Source organism: Pseudomonas sp. GNP013, assembly GCF_054343995.1.
Genome location: NZ_JBTGUT010000001.1, coordinates 3316162 through 3341150 on the forward strand (window position 1 = coordinate 3316162; position 24989 = coordinate 3341150).

Here is a 24989-nt window from a genome sequence, read left to right on the forward strand (position 1 = left end):
AGGGGTATCTCTCTACACAGCACTGCTTCTAACTTGCTGCTTGTAGCTTGCCACGTGCAACTGCATCAATGATTCACCGCCCCACTCGCCCCCAGGCCAGTCTGCGAACGCACAAACTGCGGGAAGTACAGCGCACGCTCTTTCTCTGCCGCCGCCGACTTGTCGGTGATGGAGAAGAACCAGATCCCCACGAACGCGATGATCATCGAGAACAACGCCGGGTACTCGTACGGGAAGATGGCTTTTTCATGATGCAGGATCGAGACCCAGATGGTCGGGCCCAGCACCATCAGGCCCACCGCACTGATCAAGCCCAGCCAGCCACCGATCATGGCGCCACGGGTGGTGAGGTTTTTCCAGTACATGGAAAGCAGCAGCACCGGGAAGTTACAACTGGCAGCAATCGAGAACGCCAGGCCCACCATGAACGCGATGTTCTGGCTTTCGAACAGGATACCCAGGCCAATCGCCAATACACCCAGGGCCACGGTGGTGATCTTCGACACGCGAATCTCATCCTTTTCGTTGGCCTTGCCCTTCTTGATCACGCTGGCATACAGGTCATGGGACACCGCCGACGCACCGGCCAGGGTCAAGCCGGCAACCACCGCGAGGATGGTGGCAAACGCCACGGCCGAGATGAAGCCCAGGAAGATACTGCCGCCCACCGCGTTGGCCAGGTGCACCGCCGCCATGTTGTTGCCGCCCAGCAGAGCGCCAGCCGCATCCTTGAACGCCGGGTTGGTGCTGACCAGCAGGATTGCGCCAAAACCGATGATGAAGGTGAGGATGTAGAAGTAGCCGATGAAGCCGGTTGCGTACAACACGCTCTTGCGCGCTTCCTTGGCGTCACTCACGGTGAAGAAGCGCATCAGGATGTGCGGCAGGCCGGCGGTACCGAACATCAGTGCCAGGCCCAGGGAGAATGCCGAAATCGGGTCTTTCACCAGGCCGCCAGGGCTCATGATCGCTTCACCTTTGGGGTGAACCTTGATCGCCTCGGCAAACAGCATGTTGAAGTCGAAGTTGACGTGCTTCATCACCATCAGCGCCATGAACGAAGCACCGGACAGCAACAGCACCGCCTTGATGATCTGCACCCAGGTGGTCGCCAGCATGCCGCCGAACAGCACATACATGCACATCAGGATGCCGACCAGGATCACCGCTACGTGGTAGTCCAGACCGAACAGCAACTGGATCAGCTTGCCCGCGCCCACCATCTGCGCGATCAGGTAGAACGCCACCACCACCAGCGAACCACAGGCCGACAGGCTGCGGATCTGGGTTTGCCCGAGGCGATAGGACGCCACGTCGGCAAAGGTGTATTTGCCCAGGTTACGCAGGCGCTCGGCGATCAGGAACAGAATGATCGGCCAGCCCACCAGGAAGCCGATCGAATAGATCAGGCCGTCGTAGCCGGAAGTGAACACCAGGGCGGAAATCCCCAGGAAGGACGCCGCCGACATGTAGTCGCCGGCGATCGCCAGGCCGTTCTGGAAACCGGTGATCTTGCCGCCGGCCGCGTAGTAGTCGGCCGCCGACTTGTTGCGCTTGGACGCCCAGTAGGTGATGCACAGGGTGGCACCGACGAACGCGACAAACATCACGATGGCGGAGACGTTGAGGGGTTGCTTGTGCACTTCGCCGGTCAATGCGTCCGCCGCCCAAAGGGCGGGAGCAAACAGCGAAGCGCCGAAGAGTGCCAGTAGACGCCGGATCATTGCGCAGCCTCCTTGAGAATCGCATTGTTCAGGTCATCAAACTCGCCATTGGCCCGACGTACGTAAATGCCGGTCAGGATGAAGGCGGACACAATCAACCCGACGCCCAGGGGAATGCCCCAGGTAATCGACGAACCGGGGCTGATCTTGGCCCCCAGCACTTGTGGCCCGTAGGCGATCAACAGGATGAAAGCGGAGTAGAGCCCGAGCATGATCGCCGAGAGAATCCAGGCGAACCTTTCCCTTTTTCTCACCAGCTCCTTGAAGCGCGGGCTGTTTTGAATCGAGAGGTAAATGCTGTCGTTCATTATTTTTATCCTCGCAGCACAGCTTTTTTATTATTGGAACATGGCCACTGTATGCGGCTCTGGAACAGGTTCCAGACGACCTTAGTAGTAGAGGGAGTGTAGCGAGGGATTGGGAGGGTGCAGAAACATTTGCGGGGCACGAAAATAATGTGGGAGGGGGCGTGTTCCCGATTGCGGTGGGTCAGCCAAAACATCGGTGGCCGACATGTCGCAATCGGGAGCAAGCCCCCTCCCACAAGGGGTTGCATCAAGGCCGGGGGTTATTTAGCGGTCCATTCAGCGACGCGGTCCGGGTGCTTGGCGACCCAGTCCTTGGCCGCAGCATCTGGCTTGGCGCCTTCCTGGATCGCGAGCATGACCTCGCCGATTTCATCCTTGGAGGCCCACTGGAATTTCTTCAGGAAGGCTGCGACTTCCGGCGCTTTCTTCTCCAGGCCCTTGCTGCCGATGCTGTTGACGGTTTCAGCAGCCCCATAAATCCCTTTTGGATCTTCCAGGAAACGCAGTTTCCACTTGGCGAACATCCAGTGTGGCACCCAACCGGTGACCGCAATGGACTCCTGCTTGTCTTCGGCACGGGTCAGTTCGGCGATCATTGCTGCGCCGGAGCTGGCCTGCAGCTTGTAGTCCAGGCCGTAGGCCTTGATCGCTTCGTCGGTCTTGAGCATCACGCCTGAACCGGCGTCGATGCCGACGATCTTGTTCTTGAAGGTGGTGTCGGTCTTGAGGTCTTCGATGGACTTGGCCTTGACGTACTCCGGCACGATCAGGCCGATCTTCGCATCCTTGAAGTTGGGGCCGTAGTCGACCACCTTGTCCTTGTTCTTGGTCCAGTATTCACCGTGGGTCACCGGCAGCCAGGCGGAGAGCATGGCATCGAGCTTGCCGGTGGCGACGCCCTGCCACATGATCCCGGTGGCGACCGCTTGCAGTTTTACGTCGTAGCCGAGCTTCTGCTTGATCACCTCAGCCGCCACGTGAGTGGTGGCAACGCTGTCGGACCAGCCGTCCACGTAGCCGATACTCAGGGTCTTGCTGTCGGCACTGGCCAGTGTGGAGCCCATCGCAACTACCAGAGTGGCAGCTGCGCCCAAGAGTCGTCGCATCTTCATAGTACTTCCCCGAAAGTGCTGCGCCCGGCGGATGCCGAGCGACGTCAACCTGTTGTTATAGGGTGCACCGCGCCCCCATCACGCGCGTCGATCACGGTGGTACGCCATCAGTGGAGTGCTGACGTTTTGATCATCAACCTGAGCGGGCATTCGACCTGCTCTGTCAGCGACCTTGGGTAAGCAAGAAACGACATCACATAGCCAGTAGGACGCTTTGTAGGGTTTAACGCCAATATCCCGCTCGAACTTTGCATGTCAAAAGTATGCAGCCCCACTGGGACGGGACAAATCCGGGTAAGATGCGCGCCTTTGCTCCCCCAGAAAAGCCGACCATGCCCGCCACTGCCCGCTTCCCTGCCCTGCCCTATTGCCTTGCCTTGCTCCTCGGCCTGCTGGCCCTCGTTGGTTACTGGTACGGCCTGGGCCGTTCCGTGGTGCTGCCGGACGTCGCCAGCGCCAGCCACAAGCTGCAATGCGCGTCCTACACGCCGTTCGACAAGGACCAATCGCCTTACGACCAACCGTTCACGCTGCGCCCCGAGCGCGTGGACGCCGACCTCGCCCTGCTGGCCACGCGCTTTGAGTGCATCCGCACTTATTCGATGTACGGCCTTGAGGCCATACCGGCGCTGGCACGCAAGCACGGGCTGAAGCTGATGATTGGCGCCTGGGTCAGCAGTGACCCGATCGCCACCAGAAAAGAAGTCGAGTTGCTGATCGCCGCCGCCAACGCCAACCCAGACGTAGTGACGTCAGTGATCGTCGGCAACGAAGCGCTGCTGCGCAAGGAAGTCACCGCCACGCAACTGGTGAAGCTGATCCACACCGTCAAAAGCCAGATCAAACAGCCAGTGACCTACGCCGATGTGTGGGAATTCTGGCTGCAGCACCCGGAAATCGCTCCGGCCGTGGATTTCCTCACCATTCACCTGCTGCCGTACTGGGAAGATGACCCATCCGGCATCGACCAGGCCCTCAAGCATGTGGGCGATGTGCGCCAGACCTTCGGTCACAACTTCCCCGACAAGGACATACTGATCGGCGAAACCGGCTGGCCCAGCCAGGGCCGCCAGCGCGAGACTGCCGTGCCGAGTCGGGTCAACCAGGCGAAGTTCATGCGCGGCTTCGTCGCCATGGCCGAAGCCAATGGCTGGCACTACAACCTGATCGAAGCCTTTGACCAGCCGTGGAAACGTCTCAATGAAGGTGCCGTGGGCGGCTATTGGGGGCTGTTCGATGCCGATCGCCAGGAAAAGGGCATCCTCGCCGGACCGGTGAGCAATGTGCCGTACTGGCGAGTGTGGCTGGGCGTCGGAGGCGTCATTTTGTTAGCTGCGTTGGTACTGGGCGGCCGCGTACGCAGCACGCGCAACGCACTTGCGCTGCCACTGCTGGGCGCCGTCGCCGCATGCTCAATCGGCACCTGGGCTGAGCTGGCCCGCGTCACGGCACGCTCTACCGATGAATGGGCCTGGGCCGCCGTGCTGGTGGTGTTGAACCTGCTGGTGCTGACTCACGCGGCCCTCGCCCTGAGTGCCCGCGAGGGTTGGCGTGAGCGGGCGTTCGCCTGGATGGAGCGACGTGGAGGCTGGCTGGTGGCAATGGCCGGGTTCGCCGGCGCGGTGATGATGCTCGCCATGGTGTTCGACCCGCGCTATCGCAGCTTTCCCAGCGCGGCACTGGTGCTGCCGGCTTTGGTGTACCTGGTGCGCCCGGTGGGCGGGCCACGTCGGGAGATGCTGCTGCTGGCCCTGATCATCGGTGTCGGCATTGCGCCGCAATTGTACCGAGAGGGTTTGCTGAACCAGCAGGCTTGGGGTTGGGCGGTGGTCAGCCTGCTGATGGTTGTGGCGTTGTGGCGGTGCCTGAGGGTGCGCAAGGTCTGAAACCGCTATCGCAGGCACGCCAGCTCCCACATTTTAACCGCGTTCACAGCGAGCAATATGTGAACCCAATCAAATGTGGGAGCGGGCTTGCCCGCGATGAGGCCTGTCAGGCACCGCGCGGCGTCCTGACCAACCGCAACCCCGCAATCACCAGCGCAAACACTGCAAAACTGGCGTTGTACAACACCAGCGCGGGCACCCCGAACAGCAAGGCCAACAGCGCCAACCCCAGCCCCGTGCGTCCCGGCACGAAGAACGCCAGTACCGCCGGCACCAATGTCAGCCAGCCAAGCACCTGGAAGTGAATCATCAACCCAAGGTTCGAACGCACCTGGCATTCCCAGCGACTGGCCTCGTCGGCGCAGAGGCCGACCCACTGCGCATCTTCCATAAAACCATAGCGTGCGCCATAACTGGCAGCCAGCCATAACGGCAGGGCAATCAGTAGCAAAATCAACGGGAAGCGGCGGGACATGGGGCACTCCGATAGGCGAAAACGGCGCTCAGCTTAATCCCCCGCCGGCCGTTGGCAAGGGACATACACACAATTAGTGTTCACCAATGCGTGGCAAAGTGTATCTTCTGCCTGCTATAGCCCAATTCTGATGTAATTTTCCGACATTTTGGTGCCGAGTGATGGCACTTCGGCGATTACGTGGTGGTCATAGCCTGCGAACTTCATTCAGCACCTTTTCCTCTTAGGGATCCAGTCATGCTCCGTTCCTTGCGCTGCGCTGCCTTGCTGGGCAGCCTATTTTTGAGTGCGTCAGCACTGGCCGTCGATATCGACCAGGCCAGCTATGGCTACCCTTTGACCAACCCGTTCGAAGCGACCATCGCGACCACCCCGCCTGATCTTCGGCCCACCCTGCCGAGCGACGACGAAATCAACCAGTCCGACCACACCCTGAACATGCGCCCCGAGCGCGAGTTCAGCCTGCCGGACAACTTCTGGGCGGTGAAGAAACTCACCTATCGCATCGCCAAGCAGGACCACGCCGCGCCGCTGATCTTCCTGATCGCCGGCACCGGCGCGCGGTTCGACAGCAGCATCAACGAATACCTGAAAAAACTGTATTACCAGGCCGGCTACCACGTGGTGCAACTCTCGTCGCCCACCAGCTTCGACTTCATCAGCGCCGCCTCGCGCTTCGCCACCCCGGGCATCACCCAGGAAGACGCCGAAGACATGTACCGCGTGATGCAGGCCGTGCGTGCGCAGAATGCCTCGCTGCCGGTGACCGACTTCTACCTCACCGGTTACAGCCTGGGTGCGCTGGATGCGGCATTCGTCAGCAAGCTCGACGAGACCCGCCGCAGCTTCAACTTCAAGAAAGTGCTGCTGCTCAACCCGCCGGTCAACCTCTATACGTCGATCACCAACCTCGACAAGCTGGTGCAGACCGAGGTCAAGGGCATCAACAACACCACCACCTTCTATGAGCTGGTGCTGAACAAGCTCACCCGTTACTTCCAGCAAAAGGGCTACATCGACCTCAACGACGCCCTGCTCTACGACTTCCAGCAATCCAAGCAGCACCTGACCAACGAACAGATGGCCATGCTGATCGGCACCTCGTTCCGTTTCTCGGCCGCCGACATTGCCTTTACTTCGGACCTGATCAACCGCCGTGGCCTGATCATTCCACCCAAATATCCGATCACCGAAGGCACCAGCCTCACGCCGTTCCTCAAGCGCGCGCTGCAATGCGACTTCGATTGCTACCTCACCGAGCAAGTCATTCCGATGTGGCGTGCGCGCTCCGATGGCGGCAGCCTGCTGCAACTGGTCGATCAGGTCAGCCTGTACGCGCTGAAGGACTACCTGCATGACAGCCCGAAAATCGCGGTGATGCACAATGCCGATGACGTGATCCTCGGCCCTGGCGACCTGGGTTTCCTGCGTAAAACCTTCGGCGATCGCTTGACCGTCTACCCGCTGGGCGGCCACTGCGGCAACCTTAATTACCGCGTCAACGCCGACGCCATGCTGGAGTTCTTCCGTGGCTAAATATCTTCTGCTGCTTGCCGCCCTGATGTGCGCAGGCGTGGCCAATGCCGACAACAGCAAGGCCCATGAGCCAGTCAAGGTCGACGCCGATGGCTTCAAGGAACCGCTGACCAAGCTCAAGTTCAACCCGGGCCTGGACCAGCGCGAGTTCGAGCGTTCGTCGCTCACCGCCCTCAACGTGTACGACCCGCTGGAATCGTGGAACCGCCGCGTGTACCACTTTAATTACCGCTTCGACCAATGGGTGTTCCTGCCGGTGGTCGACGGTTATCGCTACGTCACGCCCAGTTTCCTGCGCACCGGCGTGAGCAACTTCTTCAACAACCTGGGCGATGTGCCCAACCTGCTCAACAGCCTGCTGCAGCTCAAGGGCCACCGCTCGCTGGAAACCACCGGGCGTCTGCTGGTCAACACCACCATCGGCATCGCCGGCCTATGGGACCCGGCCACCGCCATGGGCCTGCCGCGCCAGAGCGAAGACTTCGGCCAGACCCTGGGTTTCTACGGCGTGCCCGGCGGCGCGTACCTGGTGCTGCCGATCTTCGGTCCGTCGAACCTGCGTGACACTACCGGGCTACTGGTGGACTACACCGCCGAAAACCAGATCAACTTCCTGAACGTGGCCGAAGTCAGCTCCAACCACCCGGAAATCTGGGCGTTGCGAGCAGTAGACCGGCGTTATCAGACCAGCTTCCGCTACGGTCAGATGAACTCGCCGTTCGAGTATGAGAAGGTGCGGTATATCTACACCGAATCGCGCAAGTTGCAGATTGCCGAGTAAACCGCGTCGATAAAAAAAGGCCATTCAACCGAATGGCCTTTTTTTTGCCTTTTAAACAGACAAGTACCCAATTAAATATTCCGCCACGACCACCCTTGAGCAGCCTTTCAAAGTGAACGCGATGCAGACTCAGGCGCCCCCCTTGGGGGGCACATTGTTGAGGCTCGCGGATGGCCGGTGCTACCATGCGCAACCGCCTGTCCTGGCAAGGAAATCTCTGGTTTATGAGCACCATTCGCGAGCGCAATAAAGAAAAGATCCTGCGGGCGGCGAGCGAGGAGTTTGCCGACAAGGGCTTCGCCGCAACCAAAACCAGCGACATCGCCGCCAAGGCCGGACTGCCCAAGCCCAACGTCTACTACTACTTCAAGTCCAAGGACAACCTCTACCGCGAGGTGCTCGAGAGCATCATCGAGCCGATATTGGCCGCCTCCACGCCGTTCAATCCCCAAGGCGACCCCAAGGAGGTATTGAGCAACTACATTCGCTCGAAAATCCGCATCTCCCGCGACCTGCCCTTCGCCTCCAAAGTATTCGCCAGCGAAATCATGCACGGCGCGCCGCACCTGAGCGGGGAGCAAGTCGAACAACTGAATGCCCAGGCCAGGCACAATATCGACTGCATCCAGAGCTGGGTGGATCGCGGGTTGATCGCAGCGATCGATCCCCATCACCTGATGTTCAGCATCTGGGCGGCCACCCAGACCTATGCGGATTTCGACTGGCAGATTTCAGCCGTGACCGGCAAGGCCAGGCTGGATGAGGCCGACTATGAGGCGGCGGCGCAGACGATTATCCGGTTGGTGTTGAAGGGATGTGAGCCGGACTGATAGATCCGGGCGAGGCCATCACAGGCAAGCCAGCTCTTATCAAACACAAAATAACGTATTGATTTTAAACCTTAAGTTCCAGGCAGCCACATTCCTGTGGCGAGCGGGCTTGCCCTAATGCCGTTCAGTTAAGCGCAGATTCCCTGTGGCGAGCAGGCTTGTCCTGCGTTGGGCTGCGCAGCAGCCCCAAAGCCAGGCGCTGAGCCGTATCAGGTACACCGCGTTTTGCTCGATTGGGGACGCTTCGCACCCCAACGCGGGGCAAGCCCGCTCGCCACAATACGCCCACACATTTTCCTTAACTGAACGGCATTAGGGCGAGCCCGCTCGCCACAGAGGCCCCAGTTTGCTGCGCGACAGCGCTACGTCGAAGAGGTAGTGGGGACTCCCACAGGATTACACCGCCCAATGTGGGGGCTGGCTTGCCTGCGATGGGGCCCTGAAGATAATCCAGTCAATCTGGCACCCCCGCGTCCGCCAGCAACCCCAGCCCCTCAATCGCCGTAATCGCGCACCGCTCATCAATATCCGACGTATCCCCGCTGATCCCGATCGCCCCCAGCACCACGCCCGCTCTATCCCGAATCAGCACCCCGCCCGGTGCCGGCACCACGCTGCCGCGTCCCAGGCTGTTCAATGCGGCGATAAACGCCGGGCGCTGCTGTGCGTCCAACGCCAGCAGGCGTGAGCCCTTGCCCATTGCAATAGCCCCCCAGGCCTTGCCGGTGGCGATCTGCGGGCGCAGCAGGCTGGCGCCGTCTTCACGTTGAAGGGTGATCAGATGGCCGCCGCTGTCGAGTACCGCGATGGTCAGCGGTGCGGCGGACATCGCACGGCCGGCGGCGATAGCGTGGCAGGTCAATTGAGTAGCGAGTTTCAAGCTTAACGCGCTCATGGTGCCGTCCTTTTTCTTGTTATCAGGATGCGCTCAAGGCCTGTTTGATCAAGCCGCGAATAAAAACAGAATACATTTACTATTATTTTTGTATACAAAAAACCCCAACAAAGCCTCTAAACACCGCACATAAAACGTCGAAAGACGTAAAAGCCTGCTCATAAAATGCATTGACCTGCACAGCCCGCCGTGAATAAACTCCGACCAAACGCAACTTGTATACAATTATAAAAATACGAGGCGACAAAAAAATGAGCAGAATGAGAGCAATCGAAGCCGCCGTACTGGTGATGCGTAGCGAGGGCGTGAACACCGCCTTCGGTATCCCAGGCGCCGCGATCAACCCGCTGTATTCGGCCTTGCAGAAAATTGGCGGCATCGATCACATCCTTGCTCGCCATGTTGAAGGCGCCTCGCACATGGCCGAGGGCTATACCCGCACCAAGGCCGGCAATATCGGCGTGTGTATCGGCACTTCGGGTCCGGCGGGCACCGACATGGTCACCGGCCTCTACAGCGCGTCGGCCGACTCCATCCCGATCCTGTGCATCACCGGCCAGGCGCCCCGTGCCCGCCTGCACAAGGAAGACTTCCAGGCCGTCGACATCACCAGCATCGTCAAGCCGCTGACCAAGTGGGCGACCACCGTGCTGGAGCCGGGCCAGGTGCCCTACGCGTTCCAGAAGGCCTTTTATGAAATGCGCTCCGGCCGCCCCGGCCCGGTATTGATCGACCTGCCGTTCGATGTGCAGATGGCCGAGATCGAATTTGACATCGACGCCTACCAGCCGCTGCCACTGGCCAAGCCGCTGGCCACCCGCCTTCAGGTGGAAAAGGCCCTGGCCCTGCTCGATGCGGCCGAACGCCCGTTACTGGTGAGCGGCGGCGGCGTGATCAATGCCGACGCCAGCGACTTGCTGGTGGCGTTCGCCGAACTGACCGGCATCCCGGTGATTCCGACCCTGATGGGCTGGGGCACCCTCCCGGATGATCACCCGCAGATGGTGGGCATGGTCGGCCTGCAAACCTCGCACCGGTATGGCAACGCGACCCTGCTCAAGTCAGACCTGGTGCTGGGCATCGGCAACCGCTGGGCCAACCGCCATACCGGCTCGGTGGAGGTGTACACCGAGGGGCGCACGTTCATCCATGTCGACATCGAACCGATGCAGATCGGCCGCGTATTCACCCCGGACCTGGGTATTGTTTCCGACGCCGGCGCCGCCCTGACGATGTTCATCGAGGTGGCCCGCGAATGGAAAGCCGCCGGCAAACTCAAGGACCGCAGCGCCTGGCTGCATGACTGCCAGCAACGCAAGGCCACCCTGCAGCGCAAGACCCACTTCGATAACGTGCCGGTCAAGCCGCAGCGGGTGTACGAAGAGATGAACCAGGTGTTCGGCAAAGACACCTGCTACGTCAGCACCATCGGCCTGTCGCAGATTGCCGGCGCGCAATTCCTGCACGTTTATAAACCCCGCCACTGGATCAACTGCGGCCAGGCCGGCCCCCTGGGCTGGACCATTCCGGCGGCCCTCGGCGTGGTCAAAGCTGACCCGAGCCGCAGGGTGGTGGCGCTGTCGGGCGACTATGATTTCCAGTTCATGATCGAAGAACTCGCGGTGGGCGCACAGTTCAAGCTGCCGTATATCCATGTGGTGGTGAACAATTCCTACCTGGGCTTGATACGCCAGGCCCAGCGCGGCTTTGACATGGATTATTGCGTGCAGCTGTCTTTCGACAACCTCAACGCGCCGGAGCTGAACGGCTATGGCGTCGACCATGTGGCCGTCGCCGAAGGCCTGGGCTGCAAGGCGCTGCGGGTGTTCGAGCCGGGCCAGATCCAGCCGGCGCTGCGCAAGGCGCAGGAAATGATCGAAGAATTCAAGGTACCGGTGATCGTTGAGATTATTCTGGAGCGCGTGACCAATATTTCCATGGGCACCGAGATCAACGCCGTCAATGAATTCGAAGACCTGGCGCTGGTCGGCAACGATGCGCCGACTGCCATTGCCCTGCTCGATTAAGGAGAACCCTATGCCGCGCTTTGCCGCCAACCTGTCCATGCTGTTTACCGAACAGGATTTCCTCGCCCGTTTCAAGGCGGCCGCCGACGCCGGTTTCACCGGCGTCGAATACCTGTTCCCGTACGAGTTCGGCTCCACCGAAATCAAGGCGCAACTCGAGGCCAACGGCCTCACGCAGGTGCTGTTCAACCTGCCGGCCGGTGACTGGGCCAAGGGTGAGCGCGGCATCGCGTGCCACCCTGACCGGGTCGAGGAGTTCCGCGCCGGGGTCACGCTCGCCATCGCCTACGCCCAGGTGCTGGGCAATACCCAGGTCAACTGCCTGGCGGGCATTCGCCCCGAAGGGGTGGACGATAAAACCGTGGAGCAGACTTTTGTCGCCAACCTCAAGTACGCCGCCGAACACCTTCAGGCGGCGGGCATCCGGCTGGTGATGGAAATGATCAACACCCGCGACATCCCGGGGTTCTACCTCAACAACAGCGCGCAAGCCCTGGCGATCCGCGAGCAGGTGGGCAGTGACAATCTGTTCCTGCAATACGACATCTACCACATGCAAATCATGGAGGGCGACCTGGCCCGGACCATGGCCACTCACCTGGAGGTGATCAACCACATCCAACTGGCCGACAACCCAGGGCGCAACGAGCCGGGCACCGGCGAGATCAACTACCGCTTCCTGTTCGAACATCTGGACCGCATCGGGTACCAGGGTTGGGTCGGCTGTGAATACAAGCCGTCGACCACCACCGAAGCTGGTTTGGGTTGGCTCAAAACTCACAACGCGATCTAACAAACACAACACAGAACCAAATGTGGGAGGGGGCTTGCCCCCTCCCACATGGGACCTGCTGTGTAATAAAAAGAGGATTTTTTCATGGCTAACATCGGTTTTATCGGCACCGGCATCATGGGCCTGCCCATGGCTGCGAACCTGCAAAAGGCTGGTCATCAATTGTTTCTCTGCGAACACCACAGCAAGGCGCCGGCTGAACTGATCAGCGCCGGCGCCGTGGCCCTGGCCACCCCGCAGCAGGTGGCGCGGGAGGCCGAGTTCATCATCGTGATGGTGCCCGACACGCCGCAGGTCGAGGACGTGCTGTTCGGTGCCAACGGCGTGGCCACCGGGCTGTCGCCAGACAAGGTGGTAATCGACATGAGCTCGATCTCCCCCACCGCCACCAAAGCCTTTGCGGCGAAGATCAATGAGACCGGCGCGCACTACCTCGACGCACCGGTGTCCGGCGGTGAGGTCGGCGCCAGGGCCGGAAGCCTGAGCATCATGGTCGGTGGTCAGCCGCAGACCTTTGAGCGCGCCCTGCCGCTGCTGCAGAGCCTGGGCAAGAACATCACGCTGGTCGGCGGCAATGGCGATGGCCAGACGGCCAAGGTGGCCAACCAGATCATCGTGGCGCTGAACATCCAGGCGGTGGCCGAAGCATTGCTGTTCGCGGCAAAAAACGGCGCCGACCCGGCCAGGGTGCGTGAAGCGCTGATGGGCGGCTTTGCCGCCTCCCGAATCCTCGAAGTGCACGGCGAACGCATGATCAACGGCACCTTCGACCCGGGCTTTCGTATCAACCTGCACCAGAAGGATTTGAACCTGGCGCTGGCCGGGGCAAAGGAGCTGGGGATCAACCTGCCCAATACCGCCGCCACCCAGCAGGTGTTCAGCACCTGCAAGGCACTCGGCGGTGGCAACTGGGACCATTCGGCACTGATCAAGGGCCTCGAGCACATGGCGAACTTCTCGATTCGCGAAGGATAAATGCAGTCCCTGTGGGAGGGGGCTTGTTCGCGATGGGTCCACCACGGTCGCTCTGGCTCACCCAAAACCCGCCGCCGCATGGACAGCCCCTTCGAATCCCCCTAGGCTTGCCCGACCTTCGATTCGGGCGTTCTTTATGCACAGCAATAACGATTGGCGTCAGCGGCTCTACGTCATGGTTTTCCAGAGCGACACCGTGGCCGGGCGGCGCTTTGACGGCATCCTGCTGCTGATCATTCTCGCCAGCCTGGTGATCGTGATGCTCGACAGCATCGACCAGGTCCACCAGAACTACGCCAATGTGCTGGCCTATATCGAGTGGGGCTTCACGCTGATCTTCGCCGTCGAGTACTGCCTGCGCCTGTATTGCTCGCCCAAGCCGTTGCGTTATGCCTTCAGTTTTTATGGGCTGGTGGACCTGCTGGCCATCGTGCCCGGCATCCTCGCGCTGTATTACAGCGACGCGCAGTACCTGTTGATCATCCGCATCATCCGCATGCTGCGGATTTTCCGCGTACTCAAGCTCAGCCCCTACCTCAAGCAGGCCAACTACCTGATGGCGGCGCTGCGCGGCAGCAAGCAGAAGATCGTGGTGTTCCTGGTCAGCGTGTGCACCCTGGTGACCGTGTTCGGCACCCTGATGTACGTGATCGAAGGCCCGGAACACGGCTTTACCAGCATTCCCAAGGGCATCTACTGGGCGATCGTGACGCTGACCACCGTGGGCTTTGGCGATATCGTGCCCAGGACCCCGCTGGGCCAGGTGATTTCGTCACTGGTGATGATCACCGGTTACTCGATCATCGCCGTGCCCACCGGGATTTTCACCGCTGAACTGGCCAGCGCGATGCGCGGTGAACAGCTGCAAACCGACTGCCCGGTGTGCAAGAAAGACAGCCATGAGCCCAACGCAGCGTTCTGTTCGCGCTGTGGCAGCAATCTTTTCAAGAAAGTGGAATAAGCAAAGTTCTTTTTAATCTTTAAGGCGCTATGCGGGTGCCGCTATAGTCGCTGGCAAAGTGCCTCCCCTCTTCTCGAACAACAAGGAATGAGCAGTGAAAAAACTCGTTAGCGCCTCTCTGCTGGCCGCCGGCCTTGCCCTCGCGGGCGCCGTGCAGGCAGCCCCCGTCACACTGCTCAACGTCTCCTACGACGTGATGCGCGATTTCTACAAGGACTACAACGCAGCCTTCCAGAAGCACTGGGACAGCGAGCACCCGAACGACAAGCTGACCCTGCAGATGTCCTTCGGCGGCTCCAGCAAACAGGCGCGCTCGGTCATCGATGGGCTGCCGGCCGACGTGATCACGATGAACATGGCCACCGACATCAATGCCCTGGTCGATAACGGCAAACTGGTACCGGACAACTGGGTCACGCGCCTGCCGAACAACAGCGCGCCGTTCACCTCGGCCACCGTGTTCATCGTGCGCAAGGGCAACCCGAAAGCCCTGAAAGACTGGCCGGACCTGTTGAAAGACGGTGTGCAAGTGATCGTGCCCAACCCCAAAACGTCCGGTAACGGCCGCTACACCTACCTGTCGGCCTGGGGCTATGTACTCAAGAACGGTGGTGACGAAGACAAGGCCAAGGCCTTCGTCGGCAAGCTGTTCAAGCAGGCACCGGTGCTGGACACCGGTGGCCGCGCCGCGACCACCACGTTCATGACCAACCAGATCGGCGACGTGCTGGTGACCTTCGAGAACGAAGCGGAAATGATCGCCCGTGAATTCGGCCGCGATCAGTTCGAAGTGATCTACCCAAGCGTCTCCGCCGAGGCCGAGCCGCCAGTGTCGGTGGTCGACAAGGTCGTCGACAAGAAAGGCACCCGCGCAGCCGCCGAAGACTACCTGAAGTACCTGTGGTCGCCCGAAGGCCAGGAAATTGCCGCCAACAACTACCTGCGCCCACGTGACCCGGCAGTGCTGGCCAAGTACACCGACCGTTTCCCGAAAGTCGACTTCCTGTCGGTGGAGAAGACCTTTGGCGACTGGCGCACCGTGCAGAAGACCCACTTCAATGATGGCGGCGTGTTTGACCAGATCTACTCCGGTCAATAATCAAACGCGGTCATAACTGTGGGAGCTGGCTTGCCTGCTCCCACATTGGTTTTGCATTCGCCAATTACATCGGCGGTGTCACGCCATCCTTCCCGGCAGAGATCGCCTGGGCAGTGACTTTCCCGCCCGCCCCCTGCGACGCGAACAACACCACCTTCACGCCCGGCTTGAGCAACGTGCGATCCCCAGGCTCAAGGTTGACGATCGGCACATCATCCGGCACCACGATCTTCTGCTCGCCGCCCTTGTATCTGACGGTCAACGTGCGTCCGTTGCTGACCACCAGGTCGCCGACGGTGCCATTGGTCATGCTGCTGCCTTCCTTTAAATCGAACGCGCGATGCCCTTCACCCGTGCCGGCCATGGCCGGGGGGAATACGTGGACTTCAAGGGCGGTCAGGGTGCCGTCGGCATTGGGCATGGCAGCCGAGCCGATGTAGCTGCCCGGCTTGATCTGATCAATTTTGGTCAGGGTCACAGCGCGTACCTGGGTGGCCGGGGTGAGGTGCACGACGACGTCTTCGCCGCTGTTGACCTTGACGTGCATGGCATCCCCGTCCATCGCAGTGATGGCGCCGCGAACGCCAACGCGCGGGGCCTCGGCCGCGTGCGCCAGGCCCACCGCCATGGCAGCGGCGAGGGTTGAGGCCAAAATCATCTTGTTCAACGTGATCTTCATCGCAGTGGATTTCCTGTTTCGGCAGTTGTGACTGAATGTATCATTGCCCGACATAAGTAATATCACGCCGAACAGCCTACTCGTCCCAGGGCGTTGTCTCTACTCTCGCTCGCCATCCTCCCTTGCTTTATGAGAACACCATGAACGCTACGTCCCACGCTACAAGCAGCATGACCCGAGGCATGGTGATGCTGTTTGCGTTTTGCTGCGGCGCCATTGTGGCCAACATCTACTACGCACAACCGATCATCGAACTGATCGCGCCGGACATCGGCCTGACGCCCGCGATGGCAAGCCTGATCGTGTCGCTGACGCAGATCGGCTATGCCCTGGGCCTGTTTTTTCTGGTGCCGTTGGGTGACCTGCTGGAAAACCGCAAGCTGATGATCACCACCACCGTGGTCGCCATCGCCAGCCTGCTGGGCGCGGCATTTACCGAGCAGCCGAACCTGTTCCTGCTGGTATCGCTGCTGATCGGCTTCAGTTCGGTGTCGGTGCAGATCCTGATCCCGCTGGCCGCGCACCTCGCGCCCGCCGAATCGCGTGGCCGGGTGGTGGGCAGCATCATGGGCGGCTTGCTACTCGGCATTTTGCTCGCACGGCCGGTGTCCAGCCTGGTGGCCGACCACTTCGGCTGGCGCGCGATGTTCATGGCGGCCGCCGCGTTGATGGCGTTTATCAGCGTGGTGCTGATGCTGACCATTCCCAAGCGTCAACCCGACCACAGCGCCAGCTACGGCCAATTACTGCGCTCCCTGGGCACCCTGCTGCGTGAACAACCGCTACTGCGCCAGCGCGCGTTTTACCAGGGCTGTCTGTTCGCCACCTTCAGCCTGTTCTGGACCGCCGCTCCGCTGGAGCTGGTGCGCAGCCACGGTCTGAGCCAGACACAGATCGCACTCTTCGCCCTGGTGGGCGCCATCGGCGCCATCGCCGCGCCCATTGCCGGCCGTCTGGCCGACGCGGGCCACACCCATCGCGCCTCGCTGCTGGCCATGCTGTTTGCCGCGTTGAGCTTCCTGCCGGCCCTGGTGCATCCGTTGTACAGCGTCATCGGCCTGGCCGTGACCGGCGTGGTGCTGGATTTCTGCGTGCAGATGAACATGGTGCTCGGCCAGCGGGCCATCTACGCCCTCGACGCCAATAGCCGCAGCCGCCTGAATGCGTTGTACATGACCAGCATCTTCATCGGCGGCGCCTTCGGCTCGGCGATTGCCAGCAGCGTGTATGAACACGGCGGCTGGCTGGGCGTCATGCTGGTGGGCAGCGCATTCCCGTTGCTGGCGTTGCTGCGCTTTTTGAGTGCATCACGGCACGCGGCGGTCGCTACCGCCTAGGAACGCACCAACTTCTCCAAGGCCGCGTCCGCCAGAAATGACGAGCGGCTTTTGACCTTGTGCTCGCGCACATAGCGGTCGATACGCTGGATGACATAACCGGGCAAGGTCACATTGACCTTCTCGGTCCGGCCCAGATAGGGCGAAATGTCCAGCTCCAGCATCCCCCAGCCCATGCCGGCGTACGCTTCGTCGGCGTGGTGATTGGCCACCGACGTCGGCATTGGAATCACCCCACCCTCTGCGGCAATCTCCTGCAGCATGATGTGCGCGACTTCCACCGCTGCGTTGTATGCCTCTTCAAAACTGTCTCCGGCGGTAACAGCGCCGGGAATGTCTGGGATCTGGATGCCGGTGGCGGTGAAGTCATCGCCCCATTCGATACAGATTGGGTATTGCATGCATGCTCTCCTTAAAACTGAAACAGACCGGCGCGTTTTCTGATGCTGCTGACGGTGCCAAGCGGCAGATCCTTTTTGGGATGGGGCACCGGGATCGTGTACGGGTTATAGCGGTGGGTAAAAATATGATGGCTGCCCGTGACGCGATCCAGCACCCAACCTGCTTCCTGCAGTTCCTTGATCAACACCCTGCTTTGCACCTCGGCCTCCTTGGCTTGGCTCGATCAAAAATAACCCTAGAGTTATCTTTACTCAAGCACAACATTCACTTGGGTGACTGCCGGTTATGTGACGGGATATTGGGATAGCGAAGGACGATGCAGATCCAGTGTGGGAGGGGGCTTGCTCGGTCAGTCAATTCATCAGGCGACGGTTCCACCGCCATCGGGAGCAAGCCCCCTCCCACGCTGGATTTTCAGCAGGACTGACAAGAGATGTTCGACGGTATCTTCCAGAGCGCCGGAATTGTCGAGTACGTACAACCCGGCGTCATTGCCGGCGATCATCTGCGCCGTGAACCGCGCATTGCGCGCCAGCCGTTCCTCAATATCGGCCAACGACTCACGCCCCCGCGCGATCAGGCGCTGGCGCAACAGGGTGTGATCCACCGCCAGCAACAGCACCCCCATGCCCGGGTAGCGCTCGCGGGTTTGCGCCAGATGCGCACGGGAGCCGTTGACCAGCACGTCCTCCCCCGCCGCCAGCCAATCGTCGATCTCGCGCGGGATGCCGTAGGACAACCCATTGGCCTGCCAACTGAGGGCAAATGCGCCCTGCGCCTGCAGCGCGGCAAACTGCTCCGGGGTCACACCCTGCGCCGCCTCGCCCACCGCCTCCGCCGAACGCGTGATGACGCGGCGCACGATGCGACAACCGCGCTCGGCCAGGCGTGAGCGTGCGGCGTCCAACAGGCTGTCCTTGCCCGAACCCGACGGCCCGATGAGATAGATCAACCTGCCGGCCATCAATACACCCTGTTTGCTTGTTTTCCAGACATGGGGGCTACCTTACCGGAGCGCGGACCGCCATACACCCATTGGCAGGCGGAGTCGGGAATACCTCGGTTTGATGGCCGAATAGAATTTCCTGTAGGAACTGGCTTGCGAGATGGAAAAAGCGACCCGAAGGTCGCCTTTTGTCATTGCGCGTACTGCTTGCTCAAGCCCGGCGGCACGCCCTGCACGTCGGTTTCTTCCCATGGCCCGTTCGGGCTGATGGAGCGGCTCCAGCCGTTGCTCCAGCGATAGTAGGTGCGCTGGCGGTAGAAGGTGTCGGGCTGCTCTTCCAGCACATACACCTGCATCTTGCCGTCCCAGTGGCTGGCGGCGCCAGGTGGCGGGGCGAAGGTTGGGGACTTGCTCGGCACAGGCTTGGGCTGTGGCGTGACCGGGCCGGAAGGTTGAGTGCTCGGCTGCGTCGACGGGCCCGTTGGCGGGATGGTCGGGCCGGTGGGCACCGGAGGTGGGCGGTGGACCGCGCAGGCACTCAAGCCGAGTACGAGGCTGAGCAGGGTGATGCGTGCAATGGCGGTCATGGGCGTTTCCTCGAAGTTACGGGTCCGGACTGTCGATGGTCAGCGGCTGCAACGCAGTGGTGCTGCTGGCCAGGGGTTGGCTGCGGCCGATCCACTCGCCGGCGGTTGGAATACCTGCCCGGGATATGCGCGCAACCAGTTGGACTTCAGGGAAGTTGGACAGTTTCAACGACGCCATCATCGCGTCGGCATCCCCCAGTTCAACGGTGATCGGCAGCTCGGCGACGGTCACACGCTTGACCGCCAGCGGCGCGGGCGGGCCCTTTACCGCGCGGGCGAAGATGAACACGCTGTCGGTGGGCAAAACGTTGGCTTTTACCTCGGCGGACAGGTCCACGCGCACCGTCATCACCGACTTTTGCGCCACCACGCCGCCGCCCTCCTTGAGTTTCTGCGCCGCGCGGTCGATGCCACCCTGCAGTGCGGCGCGGGAGTTGTCTTCGGCCGGCAACTGCGCCAACAGGCGGTTCCAGTAGTCGATGGCTGCCTGATAGCGCTGGCCCTCGAACGCGGCGATGCCAAGCAGGCCGAGGCTGGTGACTTCCTTCGGGTCCAGCTTCAACGCTTCGTCCGTGAGTGCCTGAATCCTGGGCGACCATTGTTTGTTGTCGGCAAAATACTGCGCCTGCGCCCACTGCCCGAGCAGTTCCGGCCTGCGCCCGGCCAGGGCCACGGTGCGTTCGAACACCCTGGCGGCATCGGCAGAACGGCCCTGACCCATATAGGCGCGGCCAAGGAAATACAGGCCTTCGGCCGAGTCGGGCTGGGCCGCAGCGGCGCGCTCCAGGCGGTGGGTCATGTCTTCCATGGACACCGGCGGCCGCGAGAATTCGCGGGTCAGTTCAACCTTGTCGCTGGCGCCGTAGTGCAAGTACAGCGCAACGCCCAGCACCGGGACCAGAAACGCCGCCAACAATGGCAGCGGTTTGCCCAGGCGCGACTCGCGGGGCGGCTGCACGCCTTCAGTGTCGGCCAATAATTCGCGCGCAGCTTCGGCACGGCCAGTCTCCAATTGCGCAGCGTCGAGTACGCCTTCCTGCTGCTGCACTTGCAGCTCGGCGAGGCGCTCCTGATACAGCGCGACGTTCAGGGCGGTGCGATCCTCTTCACGCTGGGCACGCCGGTCGCGCAACACGGGAATCAACAGAAAACTCAGGGCGGTCAACAGCAGCAAGCCGGCGGCGAGCCAGAAATCAATCATCGGTCTTGGCATCCAGCAAGTGGTCGAGACGTTTGCGCTCCTCAGGGGACAGCGCGTCGGATCCATCGGTCGGTGCAGCACGCCGACGACGCACGATCACCGCCATGACGACCAGCCCCGTCAGCAACAACCCGGCAGGCCCAAACCAGAGCAGCGCGGTTTTGGCGTTGAGGGCCGGTTTGTAGCGCACGAAATCACCGTAGCGGTCGACCATGAAGTCGATGATCTGCTGGTCGTCCTTGCCCTCCCCCAGCATGCGGAAGATCTCTTTGCGCAGGTCGGCGGCGATGGGCGCGTTGGAGTCGGCGATGTCCTGGTTCTGGCACTTGGGGCAGCGCAGTTCTTTGGTCAGTTCGCGAAACCGCGTGCGCTCGGCGTCACTGGCAAATTCATAGGTATCGATGGCAGCGTGGGCCACACCGGCCAATCCCAGGACCAGCACGGCAGCGGCAAGCAGGCGCTTCATGGCTTGGCCTCATCGACCAGCGCCTGGTACTTGGCGGCCAGTTGCTCGCGCCACACCGCCTCGTCAATCACGCCGACGTACTTGTCGCGGATCACGCCCCTGGCATCGATGAAGAAGGTTTCCGGAGCGCCGTACACGCCAAGGTTCAACCCGAGGTTGCCGTCGTCATCGCGAATATTCAGTTGATAAGGGTTGTGAAACTCGGCCAGCCATTTCAGCGCGGCGGCGTTGTCGTCCTTGTAATCGATGCCGTAGATCACCACGCCCTGCTCGGCCAGCTTGTTCAACACCGGGTGCTCGACGCGGCAGGAGATGCACCAGGTGCCCCACACGTTGACCAGCGCCGGCTTGCCCAGCAGGTCGGCGCGGGTCAGGGTTTTATCGCCCTGCACGCTGGCCAACGAGAAGTCGGGAAACGGCTTGCCGATCATGGCCGACGGCAACTCGGCGGGGTTCAGGTACAGCCCGCGATAGAGAAACACCGCCACCAGCAGAAACAGCACCAGTGGCACCAGCATCAACCCTCGCTTCATACCGCAGCTCCTTGCAGGCCGAGGGCTTCGCGCACCCGGGTTTTGACTTTGATGCGATAACGCCGGTCAAGCGCTGCCAGCAAACCGCCTGCGCCGGTGAGCAGGCCACCGAACCAGATCCAGCGCACGAACGGTTTGACGTGCACGCGCACCGCCCAGGCGCCCTCGCCCAACGGTTCGCCCAGGGCCACATACAGGTCTCGGGTAAAACCGGCGTCGATGCCGGCTTCGGTCATCATCGAACTCTGCACCGTGTACAGGCGTTTTTCCGGGTGCAGCACGGCCACTTCCTTGCCGCTGCGGATGACGCGCACGGTGCCTCTGTCGGAGGTGAAGTTCGGCCCCTCGAAGTGCCTGGCGCCTTCGAAAATAAACTGGTAACCGGCCAGGTCCATCGATTCGCCCGGCGCCAGGCGCAGGTCGCGCTCGGCGCTGTTCTGGCTGGACAGCACTACGCCCAGCGCGCACACCGCAATGCCCAGGTGCGCAATCTGCATGCCCCAGTAACTGCGAGTGAGGCCCGGCAGGCCTTTGATCAAGCCTTTGTGGCGCGTCTTGTCGACGAGGTCGCGCGCACCGGCGAGCAATACCCAGCCCGCCAGCAGGAAGGTGGCGAGCACCGCCCAGTTGAAGTCGCCATAGGCAATGCCTGCGATCACCGCCAGGGCCACGCTGCCCAGCAGCACCGGCAGCAGCATGCCGGCCAGCCACTTCAGCGGGGTGTCTTTCCAGCGCACCAGCATGCCGATTGCCATCACCACCATCAGCAGGCCCATCAATGGAATGAACAACGCGTTGAAATACGGCGGGCCAACTGACAGCTTGGCGCCGCTCAGGGCATCCAGCACCAGCGGATACAGGGTGCCGAGCAGGATCATCGAGGCGGCCACCACCAGCACCAGGTTATTGCCCAGCAGCAGGGTTTCCCGCGACCACAGGTTGAAGCCCACCTGGCTCTTGACCACCGGTGCGCGCAGGGCGAACAGGGTCAGAGAGCCGCCGACCACGAACAGCAGGAAGATCAGGATGAACACGCCCCGCGCTGGGTCGGACGCGAACGCGTGCACCGACGTCAGCACCCCCGAACGCACGAGGAACGTGCCGAGCAGGCTGAGGGAAAACGCGGCGATTGCCAGCAACACCGTCCAGCTTTTGAACACGCCGCGCTTTTCCGTGACCGCCAGCGAGTGAATCAGCGCAGTGCCCACCAGCCAGGGCATGAACGAGGCGTTTTCAACCGGGTCCCAGAACCACCAGCCGCCCCAGCCGAGTTCGTAGTAGGCCCACCACGAACCCAGCGTAATGCCGATGCCGAGGAAGGCCCAGGCGACGATGGTCCATGGCCGCGACCAGCGTGCCCAGGCCGCATCGAGGCGTCCGCCGAGCAAGGCAGCGATGGCGAAGGCGAAGGCCACGGAGAAGCCGACGTAGCCCATGTAGAGCATCGGCGGGTGCACGATCAGGCCGATGTCCTGCAGCAACGGATTAAGGTCGCGCCCGTCCAGCGGGATCTGCGGCAGGATGCGGCTGAACGGGTTGGAGGTCATGATCAGGAACAGCAGGAAACCGATGCTGATCATGCCCATCACCGCCAGCACGCGGGCCAGCATCACCTGCGGCAATTGGCGCGAGAACACCGACACGGCGAAGGTCCAGCCGCCGAGGATCAAGGCCCACAGCAACAGCGAGCCTTCGTGGGCACCCCACACGGCGCTGAACTTGTAGTACCAGGGCAAGGCGCTGTTGGAGTTGTTGGCGACGTAGGCGACGGAAAAGTCGTCGGTCATGAAGGCGTAGGTCAGGCAACCGAACGCGAACAGCAGGAAGGCAAACTGGCCCCAGGCGGCCGGCTGCGCCAGGCTCATCCACAGCCGGTCGCCGCGCCAGGCGCCGAGCAACGGCACCACGGCCTGCACGACGGCGAAGCACAGGGCGAGGATCATCGCCAACTGGCCAAGCTCCGGAATAAACAATGCGGACGTCATGGCTTAACCTCCCTGGCCGGGGTTGGCGCGGATTGGCCGCTGTCTTTAAGGGCTTTGGTCACCTCGGGCGGCATGTATTTTTCGTCGTGCTTGGCCAGCACTTCATCGGCCACCACCACGCCCCTGGCGTTGAGCTTGCCCAGGGCAACGATGCCCTGGCCTTCACGGAACAGGTCCGGGAGGATACCGCGATAGGTGATGGTCACGGCCTTGTTGAAGTCGGTGACCACGAAGGTCACGTCCAGGGAGTCGCCGGAACGTTTCAACGAGCCCTTTTCCACCATGCCACCAGCGCGGATTCGCGTGTCCAGAGGCGCTTCGCCGTTGGCGATCTGGGTCGGCGTGTAGAAGAGGTTGATGTTCTGCTGCAGCGCACTCAATGCCAGACCCACGGAAATGCCGACGCCGGCCATGATGGCGAGGATGATCAACAGGCGCTTTCTACGCAGCGGATTCACTTTTCGGTCTCCCGGCGCAAACGACGCGCCTCTTGTTGCAGGTAACGCTTGCGGGCCAGGATCGGCGCGCCGACGTTGAGGGCCAGCACTGCCAGGCAGATGCCGTAGGCCGTCCACACATACAGGCCGTGGTGGCCCATCGCGAGAAAATCACTGAACGAGGCAAAGCTCACGGGCGTACTCCCAGGCAGCGCTGTATTTCGGCCTTGGCCCAACTGGCGCGGGCCTCACGCTTGAGCACTTCAAGGCGCATGCGCAGCAGCAACACGGCGCCGAAGAAGCAGTAGAAGCCCAGCACCATCAGCAGCAGTGGCGCCCACATTTCTACGGGCATTGCCGGTTTTTCGGTGAGGGTGAAGGTGGCGCCCTGGTGCAGGGTGTTCCACCACTCAACCGAGTATTTGATGATCGGGATGTTGATCACGCCGACAATGGCCAGCACCGCGCAGGCCTTGGCCGCGCTGTCACGGTTGCTGATCGCGTTGCCCAGGGCAATCAGGCCGAAATACAGGAACAGCAGGATCAGCATCGAGGTCAGGCGCGCATCCCACACCCACCACGAACCCCAGGTGGGTTTGCCCCAGATCGCACCCGTCACCAATGCCACGGCGGTCATCCACGCACCGATGGGCGCGGCGCATTGCAGGGCCACGTCGGCCAGCTTCATCTTCCACACCAGGCCGACGATGCCGCACACCGCCAGCATCACGTAGCAGGACTGCGCCAGCATGGCGGCGGGTACGTGGATATAGATGATGCGAAAACTGTTGCCTTGCTGATAGTCCGGCGGTGCGAAGGCCAGACCCCAGACCAGGCCGATGCCGATCAGCAGGAGTGCGGCGATGCTCAACGCCGGCAGCAGCTTGCCGCTGATGCCGTAAAACCATTTGGGCGAGCCGAGCTTGTGAAACCAGGTCCAGTTCATTGCTGTTTCTCACGGTTGCGTCTTGCCGTGGCAAAACGCTTAGGGTCTTTACTGGCCGAGCCAGACCT

General features: G+C 61.6%; 27 protein-coding genes. 10 read left to right on the forward strand and 17 right to left on the reverse strand.

Annotated elements, in window-relative coordinates; translation table 11 throughout:
* Nucleotides 1-65 precede the first annotated feature (65 nt).
* The 3 genes from ACXX81_RS14330 to ACXX81_RS14340 form a co-directional block, all read right to left on the reverse strand.
* Complete coding sequence (locus ACXX81_RS14330) at nt 66-1724, reverse strand: cation acetate symporter (protein WP_209980614.1); 1659 nt, start codon at nt 1722-1724, stop codon at nt 66-68.
* Entirely contained in the window at nt 1721-2032 is a 312-nt protein-coding gene (locus ACXX81_RS14335) for a DUF485 domain-containing protein (protein WP_003190001.1), read from the reverse strand. The genes ACXX81_RS14330 and ACXX81_RS14335 overlap by 4 nt, the downstream gene beginning before the upstream one ends.
* 260 nt (nt 2033-2292) lie before the next feature.
* Entirely contained in the window at nt 2293-3144 is an 852-nt protein-coding gene (locus ACXX81_RS14340) for a glycine betaine ABC transporter substrate-binding protein (protein WP_209980612.1), read from the reverse strand.
* A gap of 332 nt (nt 3145-3476) precedes the next feature.
* On the opposite strand from ACXX81_RS14340, the gene ACXX81_RS14345 reads away from it, so the two are divergent.
* Complete coding sequence (locus ACXX81_RS14345) at nt 3477-5030, forward strand: glycoside hydrolase family 17 protein (RefSeq protein ID WP_209980610.1); 1554 nt, start codon at nt 3477-3479, stop codon at nt 5028-5030.
* A 106-nt stretch (nt 5031-5136) separates the two neighbouring features.
* On the opposite strand, the gene ACXX81_RS14350 is transcribed toward ACXX81_RS14345, so the two are convergent.
* Nucleotides 5137-5505 carry a hypothetical protein gene (locus ACXX81_RS14350; RefSeq protein WP_209980608.1) on the reverse strand — a complete coding sequence of 123 codons (369 nt, stop codon included), beginning with the start codon at nt 5503-5505 and terminating at the stop codon, nt 5137-5139.
* Between the two features lie 237 nt (nt 5506-5742).
* Between ACXX81_RS14350 and ACXX81_RS14355 the strand changes: the two genes are divergently transcribed.
* The 3 genes from ACXX81_RS14355 to ACXX81_RS14365 all read left to right on the forward strand — a co-directional run bounded on the left by ACXX81_RS14355 (nt 5743) and on the right by ACXX81_RS14365 (nt 8652).
* Nucleotides 5743-7041, forward strand: coding sequence for a lipid asymmetry maintenance lipase MlaY (locus ACXX81_RS14355; RefSeq protein ID WP_209980607.1), 1299 nt, complete (start codon nt 5743-5745; stop codon nt 7039-7041).
* Nucleotides 7034-7822, forward strand: coding sequence for an MlaA family lipoprotein (locus ACXX81_RS14360; protein WP_231423585.1), 789 nt, complete (start codon nt 7034-7036; stop codon nt 7820-7822). Before ACXX81_RS14355 ends, ACXX81_RS14360 begins: the two co-directional genes overlap by 8 nt.
* Before the next feature lie 224 nt (nt 7823-8046).
* The gene (locus ACXX81_RS14365; protein ID WP_057008345.1) at nt 8047-8652 is read left to right on the forward strand and encodes a TetR/AcrR family transcriptional regulator; all 606 of its coding nucleotides are present in this window, start codon (nt 8047-8049) and stop codon (nt 8650-8652) included.
* Between the two features lie 454 nt (nt 8653-9106).
* Here ACXX81_RS14365 and ACXX81_RS14370 read toward each other — a convergent pair whose 3' ends face one another.
* Complete coding sequence (locus tag ACXX81_RS14370; RefSeq protein WP_322213120.1) at nt 9107-9547, reverse strand: GlcG/HbpS family heme-binding protein; 441 nt, start codon at nt 9545-9547, stop codon at nt 9107-9109.
* A gap of 251 nt (nt 9548-9798) precedes the next feature.
* On the opposite strand from ACXX81_RS14370, the gene gcl reads away from it, so the two are divergent.
* The 5 genes from gcl to ACXX81_RS14395 all read left to right on the forward strand — a co-directional run bounded on the left by gcl (nt 9799) and on the right by ACXX81_RS14395 (nt 15402).
* On the forward strand, nt 9799-11574 hold the full coding sequence (gene gcl, locus ACXX81_RS14375) for a glyoxylate carboligase (protein ID WP_209980599.1): 1776 nt from the start codon (nt 9799-9801) through the stop codon (nt 11572-11574).
* A gap of 10 nt (nt 11575-11584) precedes the next feature.
* Nucleotides 11585-12367 (forward strand): hydroxypyruvate isomerase, encoded by a 783-nt coding sequence (gene hyi / locus ACXX81_RS14380; protein ID WP_322213119.1) that lies wholly within the window; start codon nt 11585-11587, stop codon nt 12365-12367.
* Between the two features lie 84 nt (nt 12368-12451).
* The gene (locus tag ACXX81_RS14385; RefSeq protein WP_209980594.1) at nt 12452-13342 is read left to right on the forward strand and encodes a 2-hydroxy-3-oxopropionate reductase; all 891 of its coding nucleotides are present in this window, start codon (nt 12452-12454) and stop codon (nt 13340-13342) included.
* A gap of 136 nt (nt 13343-13478) precedes the next feature.
* Nucleotides 13479-14303 carry an ion transporter gene (locus ACXX81_RS14390; RefSeq protein WP_209980591.1) on the forward strand — a complete coding sequence of 275 codons (825 nt, stop codon included), beginning with the start codon at nt 13479-13481 and terminating at the stop codon, nt 14301-14303.
* Between the two features lie 94 nt (nt 14304-14397).
* Nucleotides 14398-15402, forward strand: coding sequence for a sulfate ABC transporter substrate-binding protein (locus ACXX81_RS14395; RefSeq protein WP_209980589.1), 1005 nt, complete (start codon nt 14398-14400; stop codon nt 15400-15402).
* 64 nt (nt 15403-15466) lie between these two features.
* On the opposite strand, the gene ACXX81_RS14400 is transcribed toward ACXX81_RS14395, so the two are convergent.
* The gene (locus ACXX81_RS14400; protein ID WP_209980587.1) at nt 15467-16081 is read right to left on the reverse strand and encodes a DUF5666 domain-containing protein; all 615 of its coding nucleotides are present in this window, start codon (nt 16079-16081) and stop codon (nt 15467-15469) included.
* Between the two features lie 140 nt (nt 16082-16221).
* Between ACXX81_RS14400 and ACXX81_RS14405 the strand changes: the two genes are divergently transcribed.
* Nucleotides 16222-17418: an MFS transporter gene (locus ACXX81_RS14405; RefSeq protein WP_209980585.1), complete on the forward strand. Its 1197-nt coding sequence runs from the start codon at nt 16222-16224 to the stop codon at nt 17416-17418.
* Here ACXX81_RS14405 and ACXX81_RS14410 read toward each other — a convergent pair.
* The 11 genes from ACXX81_RS14410 to ACXX81_RS14460 form a co-directional block, all read right to left on the reverse strand.
* Nucleotides 17415-17819 carry a type II toxin-antitoxin system HicB family antitoxin gene (locus ACXX81_RS14410; protein ID WP_209980583.1) on the reverse strand — a complete coding sequence of 135 codons (405 nt, stop codon included), beginning with the start codon at nt 17817-17819 and terminating at the stop codon, nt 17415-17417. The two genes, ACXX81_RS14405 and ACXX81_RS14410, sit on opposite strands and share 4 nt — an antisense overlap.
* A gap of 11 nt (nt 17820-17830) precedes the next feature.
* Entirely contained in the window at nt 17831-18019 is a 189-nt protein-coding gene (locus ACXX81_RS14415; RefSeq protein WP_209980571.1) for a type II toxin-antitoxin system HicA family toxin, read from the reverse strand.
* Between the two features lie 162 nt (nt 18020-18181).
* A complete protein-coding gene (gene phnN, locus ACXX81_RS14420) occupies nt 18182-18784 on the reverse strand; it encodes a phosphonate metabolism protein/1,5-bisphosphokinase (PRPP-forming) PhnN (protein WP_322213116.1) in 603 nt (200 codons plus the stop codon).
* Between the two features lie 173 nt (nt 18785-18957).
* Nucleotides 18958-19353 (reverse strand): flagellar basal body L-ring protein FlgH, encoded by a 396-nt coding sequence (locus ACXX81_RS14425; RefSeq protein ID WP_209980567.1) that lies wholly within the window; start codon nt 19351-19353, stop codon nt 18958-18960.
* A 16-nt stretch (nt 19354-19369) separates the two neighbouring features.
* Complete coding sequence (gene ccmI, locus ACXX81_RS14430; RefSeq protein WP_458571926.1) at nt 19370-20554, reverse strand: c-type cytochrome biogenesis protein CcmI; 1185 nt, start codon at nt 20552-20554, stop codon at nt 19370-19372.
* A complete protein-coding gene (locus ACXX81_RS14435) occupies nt 20547-21020 on the reverse strand; it encodes a cytochrome c-type biogenesis protein (protein ID WP_209980563.1) in 474 nt (157 codons plus the stop codon). Before ACXX81_RS14435 ends, ccmI begins: the two co-directional genes overlap by 8 nt.
* Nucleotides 21017-21553, reverse strand: a complete 537-nt coding sequence (locus ACXX81_RS14440; protein WP_209980561.1) for a DsbE family thiol:disulfide interchange protein — start codon at nt 21551-21553, stop codon at nt 21017-21019. Before ACXX81_RS14440 ends, ACXX81_RS14435 begins: the two co-directional genes overlap by 4 nt.
* On the reverse strand, nt 21550-23538 hold the full coding sequence (locus ACXX81_RS14445; protein WP_458571927.1) for a heme lyase CcmF/NrfE family subunit: 1989 nt from the start codon (nt 23536-23538) through the stop codon (nt 21550-21552). Before ACXX81_RS14445 ends, ACXX81_RS14440 begins: the two co-directional genes overlap by 4 nt.
* Nucleotides 23535-23996: a cytochrome c maturation protein CcmE gene (gene ccmE / locus ACXX81_RS14450; RefSeq protein ID WP_458571928.1), complete on the reverse strand. Its 462-nt coding sequence runs from the start codon at nt 23994-23996 to the stop codon at nt 23535-23537. The genes ACXX81_RS14445 and ccmE overlap by 4 nt, the downstream gene beginning before the upstream one ends.
* Nucleotides 23993-24169 carry a heme exporter protein CcmD gene (ccmD, locus tag ACXX81_RS14455; protein ID WP_057008363.1) on the reverse strand — a complete coding sequence of 59 codons (177 nt, stop codon included), beginning with the start codon at nt 24167-24169 and terminating at the stop codon, nt 23993-23995. The genes ccmE and ccmD overlap by 4 nt, the downstream gene beginning before the upstream one ends.
* Nucleotides 24166-24921, reverse strand: coding sequence for a heme ABC transporter permease (locus tag ACXX81_RS14460; RefSeq protein WP_458571929.1), 756 nt, complete (start codon nt 24919-24921; stop codon nt 24166-24168). Before ACXX81_RS14460 ends, ccmD begins: the two co-directional genes overlap by 4 nt.
* Nucleotides 24922-24989: the final 68 nt, after the last annotated feature.

Coding starts and splice junctions, on each gene's coding strand:
- ACXX81_RS14330 (WP_209980614.1), bottom strand. CDS start 1,724: ATGATCCGGCGTCTACTGGCACTCTTCGGCGCTTCGCTGTTTGCTCCC.
- ACXX81_RS14335 (WP_003190001.1), bottom strand. CDS start 2,032: ATGAACGACAGCATTTACCTCTCGATTCAAAACAGCCCGCGCTTCAAG.
- ACXX81_RS14340 (WP_209980612.1), bottom strand. CDS start 3,144: ATGAAGATGCGACGACTCTTGGGCGCAGCTGCCACTCTGGTAGTTGCG.
- ACXX81_RS14345 (WP_209980610.1), top strand. CDS start 3,477: ATGCCCGCCACTGCCCGCTTCCCTGCCCTGCCCTATTGCCTTGCCTTG.
- ACXX81_RS14350 (WP_209980608.1), bottom strand. CDS start 5,505: ATGTCCCGCCGCTTCCCGTTGATTTTGCTACTGATTGCCCTGCCGTTA.
- ACXX81_RS14355 (WP_209980607.1), top strand. CDS start 5,743: ATGCTCCGTTCCTTGCGCTGCGCTGCCTTGCTGGGCAGCCTATTTTTG.
- ACXX81_RS14365 (WP_057008345.1), top strand. CDS start 8,047: ATGAGCACCATTCGCGAGCGCAATAAAGAAAAGATCCTGCGGGCGGCG.
- ACXX81_RS14370 (WP_322213120.1), bottom strand. CDS start 9,547: ATGAGCGCGTTAAGCTTGAAACTCGCTACTCAATTGACCTGCCACGCT.
- gcl (WP_209980599.1), top strand. CDS start 9,799: ATGAGCAGAATGAGAGCAATCGAAGCCGCCGTACTGGTGATGCGTAGC.
- hyi (WP_322213119.1), top strand. CDS start 11,585: ATGCCGCGCTTTGCCGCCAACCTGTCCATGCTGTTTACCGAACAGGAT.
- ACXX81_RS14385 (WP_209980594.1), top strand. CDS start 12,452: ATGGCTAACATCGGTTTTATCGGCACCGGCATCATGGGCCTGCCCATG.
- ACXX81_RS14390 (WP_209980591.1), top strand. CDS start 13,479: ATGCACAGCAATAACGATTGGCGTCAGCGGCTCTACGTCATGGTTTTC.
- ACXX81_RS14400 (WP_209980587.1), bottom strand. CDS start 16,081: ATGAAGATCACGTTGAACAAGATGATTTTGGCCTCAACCCTCGCCGCT.
- ACXX81_RS14405 (WP_209980585.1), top strand. CDS start 16,222: ATGAACGCTACGTCCCACGCTACAAGCAGCATGACCCGAGGCATGGTG.
- ACXX81_RS14410 (WP_209980583.1), bottom strand. CDS start 17,819: ATGCAATACCCAATCTGTATCGAATGGGGCGATGACTTCACCGCCACC.
- phnN (WP_322213116.1), bottom strand. CDS start 18,784: ATGGCCGGCAGGTTGATCTATCTCATCGGGCCGTCGGGTTCGGGCAAG.
- ACXX81_RS14425 (WP_209980567.1), bottom strand. CDS start 19,353: ATGACCGCCATTGCACGCATCACCCTGCTCAGCCTCGTACTCGGCTTG.
- ccmI (WP_458571926.1), bottom strand. CDS start 20,554: ATGATTGATTTCTGGCTCGCCGCCGGCTTGCTGCTGTTGACCGCCCTG.
- ACXX81_RS14435 (WP_209980563.1), bottom strand. CDS start 21,020: ATGAAGCGCCTGCTTGCCGCTGCCGTGCTGGTCCTGGGATTGGCCGGT.
- ACXX81_RS14440 (WP_209980561.1), bottom strand. CDS start 21,553: ATGAAGCGAGGGTTGATGCTGGTGCCACTGGTGCTGTTTCTGCTGGTG.
- ACXX81_RS14445 (WP_458571927.1), bottom strand. CDS start 23,538: ATGACGTCCGCATTGTTTATTCCGGAGCTTGGCCAGTTGGCGATGATC.
- ACXX81_RS14460 (WP_458571929.1), bottom strand. CDS start 24,921: ATGAACTGGACCTGGTTTCACAAGCTCGGCTCGCCCAAATGGTTTTAC.